At 67.7% G+C, this 14,606-nt stretch carries 14 protein-coding genes and 1 pseudogene; 9 read left to right on the forward strand and 6 right to left on the reverse strand.

Going from position 1 to position 14,606, the window contains the following annotated elements:
* Positions 1–886: 886 nt before the first annotated feature.
* A complete protein-coding gene (locus tag KALB_RS26370; RefSeq protein ID WP_081789514.1) occupies positions 887–1,489 on the reverse strand; it encodes a TetR/AcrR family transcriptional regulator in 603 nt (200 codons plus the stop codon).
* 26 nt (positions 1,490–1,515) lie between these two features.
* On the opposite strand from KALB_RS26370, the gene KALB_RS26375 reads away from it, so the two are divergent.
* Both KALB_RS26375 and KALB_RS50265 read left to right on the forward strand, forming a co-directional pair.
* Positions 1,516–2,256 (forward strand): SDR family oxidoreductase, encoded by a 741-nt coding sequence (locus KALB_RS26375; protein ID WP_025358695.1) that lies wholly within the window; start codon positions 1,516–1,518, stop codon positions 2,254–2,256.
* 396 nt (positions 2,257–2,652) lie between these two features.
* On the forward strand, positions 2,653–2,832 hold the full coding sequence (locus KALB_RS50265; protein WP_081789515.1) for a LuxR C-terminal-related transcriptional regulator: 180 nt from the start codon (positions 2,653–2,655) through the stop codon (positions 2,830–2,832).
* Positions 2,833–2,851: 19 nt separating this feature from the next.
* Here KALB_RS50265 and KALB_RS26380 read toward each other — a convergent pair whose 3' ends face one another.
* Positions 2,852–3,829 carry an IS630 family transposase gene (locus KALB_RS26380; protein WP_051913253.1) on the reverse strand — a complete coding sequence of 326 codons (978 nt, stop codon included), beginning with the start codon at positions 3,827–3,829 and terminating at the stop codon, positions 2,852–2,854.
* On the opposite strand from KALB_RS26380, the gene KALB_RS46890 reads away from it, so the two are divergent.
* Both KALB_RS46890 and KALB_RS26390 read left to right on the forward strand, forming a co-directional pair.
* Positions 3,801–4,241 (forward strand): tetratricopeptide repeat protein, encoded by a 441-nt coding sequence (locus tag KALB_RS46890; protein WP_236650021.1) that lies wholly within the window; start codon positions 3,801–3,803, stop codon positions 4,239–4,241. The two genes, KALB_RS26380 and KALB_RS46890, sit on opposite strands and share 29 nt — an antisense overlap.
* A gap of 10 nt (positions 4,242–4,251) precedes the next feature.
* On the forward strand, positions 4,252–4,989 hold the full coding sequence (locus KALB_RS26390; protein ID WP_025358697.1) for a 5-formyltetrahydrofolate cyclo-ligase: 738 nt from the start codon (positions 4,252–4,254) through the stop codon (positions 4,987–4,989).
* Between the two features lie 552 nt (positions 4,990–5,541).
* Here the strand turns inward: KALB_RS26390 and KALB_RS26400 are convergent.
* A complete protein-coding gene (locus KALB_RS26400; RefSeq protein WP_025358699.1) occupies positions 5,542–5,874 on the reverse strand; it encodes a MerR family transcriptional regulator in 333 nt (110 codons plus the stop codon).
* 900 nt (positions 5,875–6,774) lie between these two features.
* Positions 6,775–7,371, reverse strand: coding sequence for a hypothetical protein (locus KALB_RS26405; RefSeq protein WP_025358700.1), 597 nt, complete (start codon positions 7,369–7,371; stop codon positions 6,775–6,777).
* Between the two features lie 154 nt (positions 7,372–7,525).
* Between KALB_RS26405 and KALB_RS26410 the strand changes: the two genes are divergently transcribed.
* The 3 genes from KALB_RS26410 to KALB_RS44275 all read left to right on the forward strand — a co-directional run bounded on the left by KALB_RS26410 (position 7,526) and on the right by KALB_RS44275 (position 9,466).
* Positions 7,526–7,966: an Hsp20/alpha crystallin family protein gene (locus KALB_RS26410; RefSeq protein WP_025358701.1), complete on the forward strand. Its 441-nt coding sequence runs from the start codon at positions 7,526–7,528 to the stop codon at positions 7,964–7,966.
* Positions 7,967–8,513: 547 nt separating this feature from the next.
* The gene (locus KALB_RS44270) at positions 8,514–8,885 is read left to right on the forward strand and encodes a DnaJ domain-containing protein (protein ID WP_030108678.1); all 372 of its coding nucleotides are present in this window, start codon (positions 8,514–8,516) and stop codon (positions 8,883–8,885) included.
* A gap of 119 nt (positions 8,886–9,004) precedes the next feature.
* On the forward strand, positions 9,005–9,466 hold the full coding sequence (locus tag KALB_RS44275) for a DUF6292 family protein (RefSeq protein WP_148309657.1): 462 nt from the start codon (positions 9,005–9,007) through the stop codon (positions 9,464–9,466).
* A gap of 130 nt (positions 9,467–9,596) precedes the next feature.
* On the opposite strand, the gene KALB_RS26425 is transcribed toward KALB_RS44275, so the two are convergent.
* Together KALB_RS26425 and KALB_RS49405 are read right to left on the reverse strand one after the other, a co-directional pair.
* A complete protein-coding gene (locus tag KALB_RS26425) occupies positions 9,597–10,331 on the reverse strand; it encodes a prepilin peptidase (protein WP_025358704.1) in 735 nt (244 codons plus the stop codon).
* Between the two features lie 240 nt (positions 10,332–10,571).
* Positions 10,572–11,510: an integrase core domain-containing protein gene (locus KALB_RS49405; protein ID WP_236650022.1), complete on the reverse strand. Its 939-nt coding sequence runs from the start codon at positions 11,508–11,510 to the stop codon at positions 10,572–10,574.
* On the opposite strand from KALB_RS49405, the pseudogene istA reads away from it, so the two are divergent.
* Together istA and istB are read left to right on the forward strand one after the other, a co-directional pair.
* Positions 11,418–12,924 (forward strand): annotated as a pseudogene (istA, locus tag KALB_RS26435) (IS21 family transposase). The gene KALB_RS49405 and the pseudogene istA sit on opposite strands and share 93 nt — an antisense overlap.
* Complete coding sequence (gene istB, locus KALB_RS26440) at positions 12,924–13,715, forward strand: IS21-like element helper ATPase IstB (protein WP_025357625.1); 792 nt, start codon at positions 12,924–12,926, stop codon at positions 13,713–13,715. Before istA ends, istB begins: the two are co-directional and overlap by 1 nt.
* Positions 13,716–14,606: the final 891 nt, after the last annotated feature.

Raw genomic sequence — 14,606 nt, forward strand, 5'->3', positions numbered from 1 at the left:
CCGCGATGTGGCGGTGGAGGAAGGCCGCGAGCAGCTTGTGTCTCGTGGAGGACAGCGAGCGGGGCCAGCTCGTTGCCAGCGTGACCCACAGGCTGTGTGACCTCGTGGTAAGGCCGCGGGGCGAACGCGCCCGTCGACAGGATGCCGGCCTGGACACCGCGTGGCTGGACCGGGTTCACCGATCACTGCGCACCCGCGGGTTTCCACCACGCCGACGGCGATCATCCTTCAACCCACCATCCTGTGCCCGCTCGACTGCACCTACTGCTACCTACCGCAACGGGACCTCAGCCAGCGGATGGTGCCCGCCACGGCGGAGACCATCGCGGCGGCCATCCCGCCCCGGTGGTCAGCGCGGGCACCGGTCGGGATCGTGTGGCACGGCAGCGAATCCCTGGCCATCGGCCGATCACGGTTGGTCGAACTCCTAGCGCCGTTCGAACCGCTTCGCGCGCAAGGCCGGATCCAGCACGTGTGCAGACGGGCGCGACGCTGATCACCGACCAGTGGTGCGAGCTGTTCAGGTGGCACGACTTCACGGTCGGGGTCAGCATCGATGGACCCGAACCGTCCCGGGGGCACTCCACAGAACTGCGCGCCGCTGACCATAGGTTTCGCGGCGACAGTAATCATCAGCCGTTCGTGGCTGTAGCCGGCGAAGCTATCTAATTCGCGCACGTTCGTCGTTATGTCTGGGCCGGACGGGCTGTGCCAGCCTTCAGGAAGCCACCCACGCCGCCACCGCTCGCCGCGCCATCGTGACACCCACCGAACAGCAAGTGCCCCCATCGACCGCCGATCTCCGGAACGACGAACACCCGCTTCGCGGCATGACCGTGCGCCGCGCGGACGGCGTCATGAGCGTTTTGCCCACGGCGCATTCGCCTCAGGGGTGGTGTGCGCGGAGACCATCGACGAGGATCGACAGCAGCCGCGGCCCTCGGGCGTCGAGTTCGGCGTCGTCCAGCCGCGACAACCAGCTGATGAGCACGATGACGTCGCGGGCTTCGGCGTCGGCGCGGACGCCGCCGGCCGAGCGGCCGGCCGCCAGCAGCAGTTCCACCGCCTCACCGATCGGGCCGAGGCTGTGGGCAGCGAGGTCGCGCCAGGTCGCCGCCTCGACGGCGGCGAACACGTCGCGCTTGACCCGGGCGTAGGCGGCGACCCGGTCGAACCACTCCGCCAGCGCGTCCAGCGGCTGGTGAGTGGCCAGCAGCCGCGGAGCTGCGGCAACCAGTTCGTCCACCTCATGGCGGTACACCTCGGCGAGGAGGTCCTCACGGGTCGGGAAGTGCCGGTACAGCGTGCCCTGCCCGATGCCGCAGGCCTTCGCGACCGCGTTGAGCTTCAGCTCTCCCGGCTCGCGCACGAGATCGCGTGCCGCTTGAAGGATTCGTTCGCGGTTGCGCTGTGCGTCCGCACGCCGCGTTCCGCCGCCCTTGACAGAATCGGACACGTGTCCGCTAAGGTCGTCGAGGTAACCGGACATGTGTCCATTCTACCCGGAGGATCTTCATGACCATCCACGGCAAGGTCGTCGCCATCACCGGCGCCAGCAGCGGAATCGGTGAAGCAACAGCTCGCCACCTCGCCTCACTCGGTGCCGCCGTCGTCCTCGGCGCCCGCCGCACCGACCGGCTGGACCGGCTGGTCGCCGAGATCGAAGCCGACGGCGGCGAGGCGGCCGCCACGCGCGTGGACGTCACCCATCCCGACGACCTCCAGTCGCTCGTCACCGTCGCCATCGAGCGCTTCGGCCGCCTGGACGTCTTGGTGGGCAACGCCGGGATCAGCAGGATCAGCACCATCGCCGACCTAGACGTCGAGGGCTGGTCGGCAATGGTCGACGTGAACGTCAAGGGGATCCTGCATGGGATCGCCGCGGCCCTGCCAGTGTTCCGCCGTCAGGGCAGTGGTCACCTCGTCACGGTCGTCTCGACCTCCGGCCTGAAGATCGTCCCCACCCAGGCGGTGTACGCCGGGACGAAGAACGCGGTGCGCACCCTCCTGGAGGGCCTGCGGCAGGAGAGCATCGACGGGGTTCTGCGGACGACGTCGATCTCCCCGGGCTACGTCCGCACCGAGCTTGTCGACAACGCCGTCGACGACCCGGCCGTGCGCGAGCAGGTCAGGCAGAACATGGCCAACCTCGGTATCGACCCCACGGCAGTGGCTCGGGCGATCGCATTCGTGATCGACCAACCCGACGACGTCGAAATCGGAGACCTCACTATTCGACCGACTCGCCAGGGCTGAGCGCCCGCTCATCGGCATGAGAGGACGCGGCCGGGCGTGAGCTCGCACAGGTTGGTGACTCCAGCGGAAGTTTCAGGTGCCCCCTACCTCCGAGAAACGCCAGGTCAGAGGCGATGCAAGAAGATCGACATCGCAGGTGCACTTCTTCCCGGGGGCACACAAAACATGGGCAACATCAACAGGCGAGCGGCTGGTGCTCGAAGACACCTACAAGGTGTGAGCATCAGCCGCTCACCTGTTCCTACAGGTCAGCTCCACGTGGGGCCGCCCAGCACAGCCACACCCAAGCTGACCAGCAGGTTCGCACGTTTACCCCAGATGGCTCGGCGTGTTTGAGTTGCCGCAGGGAATCCGGGCAGTCCACCAGGGAAATACCTACCTGTCGCCCGCGGTCACTTGCCGCGTCGTCGGCATGATCACCACGACCGACCGGCCGCGACGGCAGAAGGCCCAGCAGCTGATCGCCACCCTCACCCGCGTGAGCAGGATGTGCTGCGGCTTCTGGGTGAAGGGCTGTCGAATGCCGACATCGGCACACGGCTGCGGATACGGGAAGCGAGTATCAAGACCTATTGAGCCGAAACTGTTTGGTTGCCTACATGATCGCGTAGCGGACGTGGCGTGCCTGGAAGTAGCCACGGACGAGGTGTGGCTGGCGCTGGCGGCGGTGCAGGAAGCGGCGCGTGTCCCGGGCGAGCCGCTCCACAGTGCGAGCACGACCGGCAGGCATGTTGCGTTTGAGGTCGGCGTTGAGCAGCTCGTCGGGGTTCAACTCGGGGCTGTAGCCGGGCATCAGGTGCAACTCGATCCGGTCGGTGTTGGCTTCCAGCCAGGTACGCACCACCCTGCTGCGGTGGACCGGGTGCCGGTCGGCGATCACGTACACCTTCCGCCCGGCCTGCCGGGCCAGCCGGGCCAGGAACGCGGTGAACACCGGCGCGGTGAACCGGCCGGTGAACACGGTGAACCACAACGCACCCCGGGACGCGACTGCGGACATGACGTTGACCCGCAGCCGTTTCCCGGTCACCCGCACCACCGGCGTGTGTCCCTTGGGCGCCCACGACCGCCCCGGCGGGGCCGCATCCGAGCGCAACCCGCACTGGTCAACCCAGGCCACCACCGCGCCCTCGGCCTTGGCTCGCGACGCGATCGCCGGATACTCGGTGTCCAGCCAGGCCCGCACCGCGGCCGGTTGCTGCTCGTAGGCGCGCCGGGCCGGGCGCTGCGGGGTGAACCCGTGACGACGCAACCACAGCCCCACGCCCTGCTCGGTCATCACCACCCCGGTGACCAACCGGATCAACTCGACCACCGCCGCCCGGGTCCACAACGGGCCACCGATCAGCAACTCCTCGGGCGTGTAGTCGGCCATCGCCATGAATAGCGTGCCCCGCTCGGCGGCAGTGATCAGCTCGGCCGGTCCAGGGCGGCGCACCCGCCGCACCGCCAGCGCCTCACGGCCACCATCCCGATACGCCCGCCACCACGCGCCCACCGACCGCTCGGCCACCCTGAACACCTCGGCCGCCTGCCGATAGCCGGTGACGGTGCCGGACTCCAACGCGGCCACTACCCGCAACCGCAGCACCTCCCGCTCAGCGGGCGACAGACGACGCGCGTCCTCGACCTCGATCACAAGTGAGCAACATACAGGCAAACGATCACTTTCGACTCAATATCTGTTCCTCGGCGATCACCGCCGCGCCCAGAAGGTTCTGGAGAAGACCGCGCGCGGAATCCGGCGACAAAACAAATCCCGCGCCATCGTACTAGGCAATCTGAGTCTCGCTCATTTACGTCAAGGCGAACTCGACGCCGCCACCGCCGCGCTCCACGAGGCCATCGACGTGGTCGAGGAGACACGAGGCGGCGGTGGCCTGAACATCGTGTTCGACGCGGGAAAGGAACTTCGACGCTGGCGAAGTGAACAACTCGTCAGCGAGGTCTATGACCGGCTGCTCTCCCTGATGACCGCCGCCTAGAAGGAGCGCTGTGACAAGCAAAAACGTCGACGACGCGAAGAACGCCATCCGCGAACGCATCTGGGACCTTCTCGAACAGCACAACGCCGCACTCGACACCGACGTCCACGGCCGCATCCCGAACTTCGTCGGCGCCGAAGCCGCCGCCGACCGGCTAGCCGAGTTGCCCGTGTGGCAAGCCAGCCGCGTGATCAAGGCGGTCCCGGACAAAGCCCAGCTCCCCGCCCGAGTCCGAGCCCTGCGCGAGAACAAGGTCGTCTACATGGCGGTGCCGAAACTCGCGAAGCAGCACCCCTTCTACCTGCTCGACCCGACGACACTGCCCGTTCCGCCCGATGTCGCCGCGTCCAGCCAGGGCGCCGCCGACGTGGCACCCAATGTCGGCGTAGACGAACTCCGTCCGATCGACCTGATTATTTGCGGCAGCGTGGCGGTCAACCGTGACGGCGTCCGTTTGGGGAAGGGGGCTGGCTACTCCGACCTGGAAGTGGCTCTCCTTCAAGAGGCTGGGGTGATCGGACCGGATACCGTCATCGTGACCACCGTGCACGCTCTACAGGTCGTTGACACTGCGCTGCCGGAGACCGAGCACGACTTCAGCGTCGACCTGATCGTCACGCCGGACGAAGTCATCCGCTGTGGCCCTGCGCGTCGCCCCGCCGGGTTGATCTGGGACCACTTGAGCCCGGAAAAGATCGCCGCGATCCCTACCTTGGCGGCGCGTGCTCCTGGTCGCGCCGATCAGTAGGCGATGCCCGCGCTGGGCGCCCATCGAGGTCAGGTTGGCAGCACTCCGATCGCAAGTAAGGCACCCAACACCAGAAATGGCCCCATCGGCAGCAACGAGCCTCGCGGTGTTCGCCACGCCACCCGGAGGATCAGCCACACAAGGGCCGCGACGAACCACCCCAGGAAAGTCGCCGTGACCAAGGCCAACCACCCCAGGGCCAGCCCGAGCAAGCCACCCAGCTTCACATCTTTTCTGAACTAACGAGTTGATGACCTTCAGCATGTGACGGTCGGCATTACAGCCGGTGATGCCGTTGCTCCGGTAGTGTTGGTATTTCCGGGCGTGTCGCCGTCCTGGTCTATCTTCGGAGGCGACTGCACGGTGCGAATGCTCGAAACCCTCTGCACGGTGGCTTCGCGAACGGGATTCCGCTGGCTGGCCGCGGGTAGATGATCAGGAGGGGGAGCGTTCCGGCGTCGGTGCTCATGTTGGCAGCCGGGTAAGCGGCCGAGAAACGATGAACTGTGGGAATCGCTTCCGTTCCGCGCGATCCGAGGACCGCGCGGAGGGTCAGTCGGAGCGGCGGAGGTCGGCGTTGAGCTGTTGCGCTTCGTGGAGCTGGTCTTCGAGACTGACGATGCGGCACGCGGCGTCCAGACCGGTGCCCTGGTCGACGAGTTCCCGTACTCGGGCGGCGATGCGCAGTTGGTAGCGGGAGTAACGGCGGTGGCCGCCGGCGGAGCGTTGCGGCTCGATCAGTTTCGCCTCGTCCAGGCTGCGCAGGAATCCCGGAGTGGTGCCGAGCATCTCCGCAGCCCGCCCCATCGTGTAGGCGGGGTAGTGCTCGTCATCGAACTTGTCGGCCGCGTCTGCGGCGGCCGTGTCACGTGGGTCCGGGATCAAAGTCACCTCACGGTCACAGGGCCCCGGCGCTGCAGCACCGGGGCCCCAGGGTTTTGGGTTTCATCATTTCCCGATCGTGAGATCGGGTTGTGGTACCCGCGTGCGCTCGACGGGCAGACATCGCGGGGATCGCGTGTTCGTAACCGAGCACCACCTACCAATCTGATGGGACTGCGGTACCCGCCCGGCCCGATGGGGCCTGGGCGGCCGATCCAATGACGTGACCCATCCCTTCTCTCATGTGCTGTCCACTTACCGTGTACTACCACGAACGTCGCGCGTCGGGACCTCTTACCGAGACCGGTCCCAGCACGCATGACGCCTCGCTCACTACCGGGGCCGGAACCGCTTCTCCTGATGGGTTCCGGCCCCAACCAACCGTTCTCCTACTCACTTCACCTGCTGCGTGGGCGCGACATCTCCACCCACGTACTGCTACTTCATCATCAGGACCGGGTACTACCTCGATCGTTCACTCACTGGTCCCGGTCTTCCCGGCTGTCGAGCATGACCTCACTGCTGCACTGGTCTTGCCTCGACCGCCTGTCTCACCTCACGGGTAGTTCCGTCATCTCCCGTGCCTGCTCGACATTGTCTCTCTCGCTACGGGTAGAAGACTACATACATCCATCGCAGAATGTCTACCTCGGCCAGCATAGATTTTCTCGGCGGGTTGGGTGCGTCAGTGACCGGCTGGCCAGAGCTGCGATCACGGACACCAGCGAACCCGGGCTCCGGCCGCGCGGCCGTGCGACGGTGACCATGGCGGTCGATCGAGCAGGTGCTGTCCGGCTCTGGCTGGCATCCTGCGCTGGTGGCCGGGCGACCAATGACTACTGCGAGAGGAGGCCAGCCAGAGCCGACGCCGAGGCGCGACACCACCTGGCTAGTGGCTGGGGCTCAGTGGCGGCTGTTGGTCCGACGCTCCGCGGTGGGTGGTGAGCCCGACCGCGTCGCGTGGGTGGTGTGGCGGATCTGCGTGGCCTGGTCGGTGATGGCCTGGATCTGGGCGGCCAGGTCGGCATGGTTTGCCGTCAGGTGGGTGTGCGTGTCGGCCAGCGGGGACAACAAGGTGATGGGATCGTTGTCGGCGAGAGCCTGACCGACCAGGTTCGCATGATGCTGGGCGCGGTGGGGAAGGTCCGGTAGGGCGCTGACCTGCCCGGCGAGCTGTCGTAGGACTGCGGCATTGTCGCGGGCCCAGGCGGCGACCGCCCGGTCACCCGCTCGCTTGTCGCGTTGGGCGCGGACACGTTGTTCGCCTGTCCGTTCGCCGGTGTCGGAGGGCCGCAGGCGCAGGTAGCGGCGTTCGGCGGCCTGGCGGCTGGTGACCCCGAGCGCCGGGGCCAGGGCGGCCCAGCTCACGTTCTGCGCGCGTGCGGCGGTGATCAGTGCGGGTTCCCAGTCGGCCAGCTCCTCCCGGAGCCGGCGCAGTGCGGTGAGCGCGGCGACGAGGTCGGCGGGAGTCGCCGACCTCGCACGGGTGTCGGTGAGCACGCCCTGGACCAGGGCGAGTGCCTCGACGGCGGTGTATCCGCCTGCACTGTCGTTCAGCGTGTCGTCCTTTCAGTGACATGTAGATTGTCATCGTTTCGATGACATGCTATACCGGAGTTGCGCGTTGGCACCAGAACACCACAGGGAGGAAGTCATGTTGATGCGCACCGACCCGTTCCGGCAGTTGGACCGGTTGACCCAGCAGGTCTTCAACAACACCGCTGGAACCTGGTCGCGTCCCACGGCGATGCCGATGGACGCCTACCGCGCCGGGGACGAGTTCATCGTCGCCTTCGATCTGCCCGGCGTCGATCCCGACGCGATCGAGTTGGACATCGAGCGCAACGTGCTCACCGTCAAGGCCGAGCGGCGGCCCACCATCTCCACCGAGTCGGTGGAGATGCAAGTATCCGAGCGGCCCCTGGGTGTGTTCTCCCGGCAGTTGTTCCTCGGCGACACCCTGAACACCGAGGCGATCAAGGCCGACTACGACGCGGGCGTGCTGACGTTGCGGATTCCCATCGCCGAGCAGGCCAAGCCCCGCAAGATCGAGATCGGCAGTGGGCAGGACACCCGCAAGGAGATCAAAGCCTGACCCGGTGACGTGATCGCCGAGCTGATCACGGGGTGATCACCATGGTGTCGGCTACGCGAATGGACCCGCAGGAGGAGTTCCTCGTCCTGCTGTGCGCGGATGAGGACCTGCTGCGCGCCGAGTTCGACGCGATCGTGGCGGCGAACTGGGACCGCCCCCGGCCGCCACGACCGACCCCGCCGCACCGGCCCTTCGAGGCATGGCCACGCCAGCCGCCGTCGAGGGCGGCACGGGCAGGATCGGCCCATCGCCGGTGCGGGTTCGTGTGGCGCCGGGGACGGTCCCCGCCCCCAGTGCTGTTGCCCGGACCGAAACCCGGGAAGGAGTCAGAAAGGAGGGCGATCACCTGTCGCTGAAGGACACCGCGGGACGTGCTGTCAGGCCGTTCGCCACCGTAACCACAACACCGCGGGCCCTCACCCCCAGGCCCGCCAACGCCAACACGGCACTGTGACACGGCGAGCCGTACTGGCAGCCTCGTCCGATGCTGGGGTGGTCCCGGCAGACAGCCGGGACCACCCCAACCGTCTGATCGAAAGAGCGCGACATGACCCACGACCTGCCCGACTACTACACCGTCCTGGGCGTGGTCAGCACCGCGTCGTCGGCCGAGATCGCGCACGCCTACCGCTGCCGGGTCCGCGATCAGCACCCCGACGCCCGGCCCGACGCCGGTCATGACACTGGGCATGACACGGGGTCACAGGGGCTGCGCGAGGTGATCGCCGCTTACGCGGTGCTGCGCGACCCGGCCCGGCGCGCCGAGTACGACCGGCAACGCCAGCCGACCACGCACACCCGTCCCCCGACGCCCGGTACCCCACCCCCCAGCACGCCGTTCGCCCCACCGAGCCGGACGCCGCTGCTGCGCGTGGGTCCTGTCCGCTACCACGGCCCACCCCACCGAGGACACCAGTGATCACGACTCTGCCTACCCAACAGCCACACCACCCTGCCCCTCCGCCGCACCTGGGCACCCACACCAGACCTGCGGACGGTCTCGGCGGTTGTCCTGACCGGGAATGTGCCGTGATCCTGATGCCTGTCACCGAACACGCCGACGGTCCCACCGACGACGACGTCTGGCACGAACTGGCCGAACACGGCTTACACCACTACATCGCCCAAACCGCCAACGCCATGGGCGCCGGACCCGAAGCGGCCTGGTCGGAGTGGGCCGACGCGCCCACCGCCTACATCGCGCTGGAGAGCAGGCTGCCCGACCACCCGGACCGGGACGCGGCCCTGATCTGGGCCGCCGAGCAGGGCTGGGCGGTCGCGGTGGAAACCGGCTGCGGCGAGGACCTCTTGATCACCGCGTCACTGGGCGGCGATGTGCTACCACCGCCAGCAACCGTCGCCGCGTTCGTCCGCGCCGTGATGACCGGTCGGCATACCGACACACGCGTGCCTCCCAGCACCGCGGTGAGCGCCGACCTCACCCGCCGGCTGATCGACTGGGCCGAGCCCGAGCCGACCCTCGACAATCGAACCGGCTGATTCCCTGCGCGTGTCTGGCCGGCACCGGCGTCACGTGAGGCGTTGACGGCAGCGGGACGTGACAACCCAGCACGCAGCCGGTTGGCGGCACCGGGCAGCCAGATGATCGTTTGGCGAATCTGAATTCCGGTCATCCGATGACAAGCACGACGAGCGCGCCCGCTATCAGGAACGGGCCAAGGGCAAACTGCGCGCGCCATCGCGAGCGGCTCGCGACGATCGCCGCGAGCCCGTATATCGCAGCCAGGAACAACCCGAGCAGCGTGCCCCCAACGACAGCGGTCACGCTGATCCATCCCATACCGGTGCCCAGGCTGGCGGCGAGCTTGACATCCCCCATCCCCAGCCCGCCCCGGCTGGCCACGGCGATCAGGCCGTAGAACGCGACCAGCCTGATCCCGGCCAGCACCGCGCGCAACAGAGTGGCCGGATGGTGCTCGACCACGCCGGCCACCGCCAGCAGGGCCACCACGCCCGCGTAGGCGGACACCGCCAGCACATTCGGCACACGCCGCACGGCGACGTCGACCAACGCCACGGCAGCGCCCTGCGCGGCCAACCAACAACACGCCAGCGCCACCCACACCCCGGACTGTCGGCACGCGAGCAGCGCGAACACCACGCCCAGGACCACCTCGACCATGGCCGGCGGCACCCCGATGCGAGTGCGACAGGAACGGCAGCGCCCCACCAGCACGGCCACAACCGCCCGGCGCTCGCGACGCAACACCAGGGCATGGCATCGCGGGCACGACGTGCGCGGCGGCTGTCCGGTCGGCACGGATAGCGCGAACGCGATCGGCCGTACCCCCATGCCGGCCAGCACGCCGATGATCGCGAACACCGTGATCACGCCGGGCGACACGAGACCTCCCCGGCGCTGGCGCGGCCGGTGACCGACCCGAAATCGGGCATCCCCAGGTGCGTGACCTGGTGACGGGTGGCCAACTCGCGCATCGCCATGAGCTTGTGTTCCGCGGCGGCGATGCTGACCTCCAGGCCGGCGAGTTCCCCGCGCCAGCCCTGGGTTTCGGCCTCGGCCTTGCGGTCGTGCAGGTTGGCCTGTGGGGTTCCAAAAGTCAGCCACTGGTGCTGACCTGTAGTTTTACGCGGCTCGTTCGTACTCGTTGATCAGGCCTCCGAGGAGCCGCCGTCGCCTGATCCGCTGAGAGTTGAAGTTCGCCACCGGGTAGGTCGGCCGCGGTGGGCGAAGCTCGCGAGACCGGTGCGGCCGTCGACCGTTGTCATGCCGGACGTACTCGGCCAGCACGGCGCCCAGATGCCGCTGGCTCAGGACCAGCATGCGATCGGTGACCTCGGATCTGGCAGTGCGCACGAACCGTTCGGCAAAGCAGTTCGCCCGTGGGCAACGCGGCGGGATCGTGACCGCCTTGATGCCCACATCAGCCAGCACGGCATCGAACGAAGCCGCGAACTGACCTGCCCGGTCGCGGACGAGAAACCGGACCTCGCCGACCCACTCCCCCAGGTCCATCACGAGGTTGCGGGCCTGCTGCGTGGTCCACGCGCCGTCCGGATTGGTCGTCGTGCCGAGGACATGGACGGAGCGGGTGGCGACCTCCAGCACGAACAACACAGAGACCCGCTGGAGGGTGAGCGCACAGTCGACGTGGAAGAAATCGCACGACAGCATCGTCGAGGCCTGCGTGCGCAGGAACTCCCGCCAGGTCGTGTCGGTACGCCGGTCCGGCGCGGGAGGTATGCCTGCTTGTTTCAAGATCCGCCGGATCGTCGAGGCGCTGACCCGGTGGCCGAGCTTGAGCAGCTCACCCTGAATCCGCTTGTACCCCCAGTTGTGGTTGACGGCGGAAATGCGAAGCTCCCCATAGCCGGTCTGGTTGTCTCCCCGCTGGCGGACAGCGGAGCTCCCCACTGATGGACTCGTGATCCTTTTGGTGTCTGACCGTCCGGTTTGTTCCAGTAACCGGTTGTGAAGACGAAGGAGGAGATCATGGAGATTCTGGAAGCCTACGACCTCACCGGGAGTTACCGCGCGGCCGCCGACCTGGCCGGCTGCGACCATCACACCGTCAAGCGCTACGTCGAGTTGCGCGGCAAGGGCACCGACCCGACCAAGCGGCAAGACAGACCCAAGATGATCGACGAGTTCCTGCCCAAGATCGAGGAGCTCATCGAACGCTCGGGCGGCCGGGATCGGCGCCGACCGAGTCCACGAGAAGATCACCGCGATGGGGTTCACCGGCACCGACCGCACCACCAGACGCGCGGTGGCCGCGGCGAAAGCCTCCTATCGCGCCGGCCACCGGCGAGTCTTCCGTCCCTGGATTCCAGAGCCAGGACTCTGGTTGCAATGGGATTGGGGCGACGGCCCGACCATCGCCGGACGCAAGACCTGGCTGTGGTGCGCGTGGCTGGCCTGGTCGCGGTTTCGAGTGGTGACGCCGGTTCTGGACAAGACACTACCCACGATCGCCGGATGCTTGGACGCCACGTTACGACAGATCGGCGGGGCGCCGACCTACGCACTGACCGACAACGAGCGCACGGTCACCACCGACCACATCGCGCGGATTCCCGTGCGCAACCAACAGATCGTCGAGATCGCGCACCACTACGGACTGACCATCCGCACCTGTGTCCCCGCTGACCCTCAGACCAAAGGTGGTTCGGAGGCCACGGTGCGCATCGCCAAACGAGACCTGGTGCCCACCGACGTCAACCTGCGCCCGGCTTATGGCGAGTTCGTCGAGCTCGTCGCAGCCTGCCAGGAGTTCACCACACAGGTCAACGACAAGGTCCACCGCGCGACACGCCGCCGGCCCCTGGAGGCGTTGGCCGAGGAACGCCATCGGCTGCATCCGTTGCCCGCCAACCCGTTCACCGCCGCGTTGGGCACCACCCGCAAAGTCGCCGGCGACGCGACGATCTCGGTGGACTCGGTGCGCTACTCGGTCCCGCACGCGTTGGTCGAGCAGACGGTCTGGGTCCGCTTCCACGGCGACGAACTGGTCGTCACCGCCCTGGGCGCCGCCGGCGCGGTCGAGGTGACCCGCCATGCGCGGTCCACACCGGGCAACCCCGCGATCAAGGACGAGCACTATCCGCCCCGCCCGGACGCGCACAGCGATCGCACTCCCAAGGCCACCTCCGCCGAGGAGGCCGCGTTCCTCGCGCTCGGGCCCGGTGCTGGGGCGTGGTTGGTGGAGGCCGCCGCGGCGGGGGCACGGCGGATGCGACCGAAGATGGCCGAGGCCATCGCGCTGGCCAAACTGCACGGCGTCAACGAGGTCGACCGGGCGCTGGGCACCGCGGCCATCGCCGGCCGGTTCGCCGAGAACGACCTGATCTCCATCCTCGACCACCATCTCGGCCGCACCCTCACGGAACCGACCCGAGCGTCGGAGAACCACAGCCTGCAACCAGGAACCTCGGCCTGGTCCCGTTTCGGCATCGCTCCTGAAGGAGACATGAACTGATGGCCGCTCCACTTCGCACCATCACCGGTTCCAGCGGTGATCCGCTGGCTGAGGCCATCGAACTGACCAAACGGTTGAAGCTGCCCCACATCCGCCGGGCGTTGACCGACCTGATCCCCACCGCCAAGGCCCAACGCTGGGACCCCGCCGAGGTCGTCCGTGTCCTGCTGGCCGAGGAAGCCGCCGGCCGCGACGGGGCGAACCTGCGGACCCGCCGCAAACGTGCGGGGTTCCCCGCCGGCAAGACCTTCGGCGATTGGGACGAGACCGCGTCCTCGATCTCTCGCCAGGTCCAGGACTCGCTCAAGACCCTGGAATGGGTCACCCGCAAGGAAAATCTCTGTGTCTGCGGCCCCTCGGGCACCGGCAAGAGCCACTTCACCGAGGCGTTGGGCCAGGCCGCTGTCGAGGCCGGGATGACGGTGGCCTGGTTCGCCATCGAGGACCTTGGGGCACTGGTCCGCCGACACCGCGTCGATGACTCCCTGGCTCGGGCGATGACCCGGCTGATCCGTTCCGACCTGATTATCGTTGACGATATCGGCCTGTTGCCGGTGTCCACCGACGCCGCCGAAGGGTTCTTCCGTTTGGTGGATGCCGCCTACGAGCGTCGGGCGTTGGCGGTCAGCTCGAACCTCCATCCGTCGGGATTCGACGAGATCATGCCCAAGACACTGGCCACCGCGACCGTCGATCGTCTCCTGCATCACGCTCATGTCGTGGTCACCCAGGGTGATTCGTTCCGGCTGACCGAGGCCACCTCCGGCAAGGGGGTACGGCCCCTGCACTGACCCGCCCCACACGGAAGATCACGCCCATCAGTGGGGACTTCTCGTGTCCGCCAGCGGGGACGTCCGTTTTCCGCGACCGGGGAGCTCCCAATGACCGTTGACAGTGGTTCTCGGTGACCATCCGCTTGATCAGCCTCGTGATCACATCGTCGACGGGCGGACGTCCATGCCGGTGTGAGTAGGTCCACCTCGCCGCCACCAGGCGCCGATGCCAACGCAGAACCGTGCCCGGGGTGACCAACCGGTGCAGCCGCAGCCCCTTGGGCAGCAGGCGGACCAACGCGGCGAACACGGCCCGGTCGGCCCAGTCCAGGCGAGGTCGCGGGTTGCCTCGGCGCAGCACGGCGACCTCGTGGCGGAGCACCAGCAACTCGACATCCTTGGAGGTTGACGAACGACCGAGCAACGCCAGCAGGCCCACCAGCCGGAGGAAGATCAGGTAGAGCAGACGCAGCCCCATGACTGGCGATCACGCCCTGCCCGTCACGCGTCCACTGTCACAGGTCGGACGCATGGACCGACTTCTGGAACCCCACACGCACCCTGCAGCGCATCGTGGTCCATGCCCGCCCGATCGGCCGGTTCTACGAGGTGCCCATCGTGCGGACCCGGCTGTTGGGGCCCACCACTTTCGCGACCCTGCGTATCGCCGACAGACCGTGGCGGGGACCGGTGGATCGCCTGCTGGTGTTACGAGGACTGACCCTCCCGCAGTGCGTAAACCTGATCGCCAGGCGTGGTGACACGACGCGAAGCCCCCAGGTCGGGTCCAGGCCACCAGCCGCCAACCCGAGGACCGGGCCGCGAACGGCCTGCTCGCGTGAGGATCCGGCGCCAGAGTCGGTGCGTACCGGTGCACATCGGTGTCCACGGCGGTCTCCGCAGCGCGAC

The organism is Kutzneria viridogrisea DSM 43870 (genome assembly GCF_000525635.1).
GTDB classification, from domain to species: Bacteria; Actinomycetota; Actinomycetes; order Mycobacteriales; family Pseudonocardiaceae; genus Kutzneria; species Kutzneria viridogrisea.

Excerpts from the sequence above, each read along its gene's own strand:
- KALB_RS26375 (WP_025358695.1), top strand. The coding sequence starts at position 1,516 with ATGACCATCCACGGCAAGGTCGTCGCCATCACCGGCGCCAGCAGCGGA.
- KALB_RS44275 (WP_148309657.1), top strand. The coding sequence starts at position 9,005 with ATGCCTGTCACCGAACACGCCGACGGTCCCACCGACGACGACGTCTGG.
- KALB_RS26370 (WP_081789514.1), bottom strand. The coding sequence starts at position 1,489 with ATGTCCGGTTACCTCGACGACCTTAGCGGACACGTGTCCGATTCTGTC.
- istB (WP_025357625.1), top strand. The coding sequence starts at position 12,924 with ATGGCCGCTCCACTTCGCACCATCACCGGTTCCAGCGGTGATCCGCTG.
- KALB_RS49405 (WP_236650022.1), bottom strand. The coding sequence starts at position 11,510 with ATGGTCGCAGCCGGCCAGGTCGGCGGCCGCGCGGTAACTCCCGGTGAG.
- KALB_RS26410 (WP_025358701.1), top strand. The coding sequence starts at position 7,526 with ATGTTGATGCGCACCGACCCGTTCCGGCAGTTGGACCGGTTGACCCAG.
- KALB_RS44270 (WP_030108678.1), top strand. The coding sequence starts at position 8,514 with ATGACCCACGACCTGCCCGACTACTACACCGTCCTGGGCGTGGTCAGC.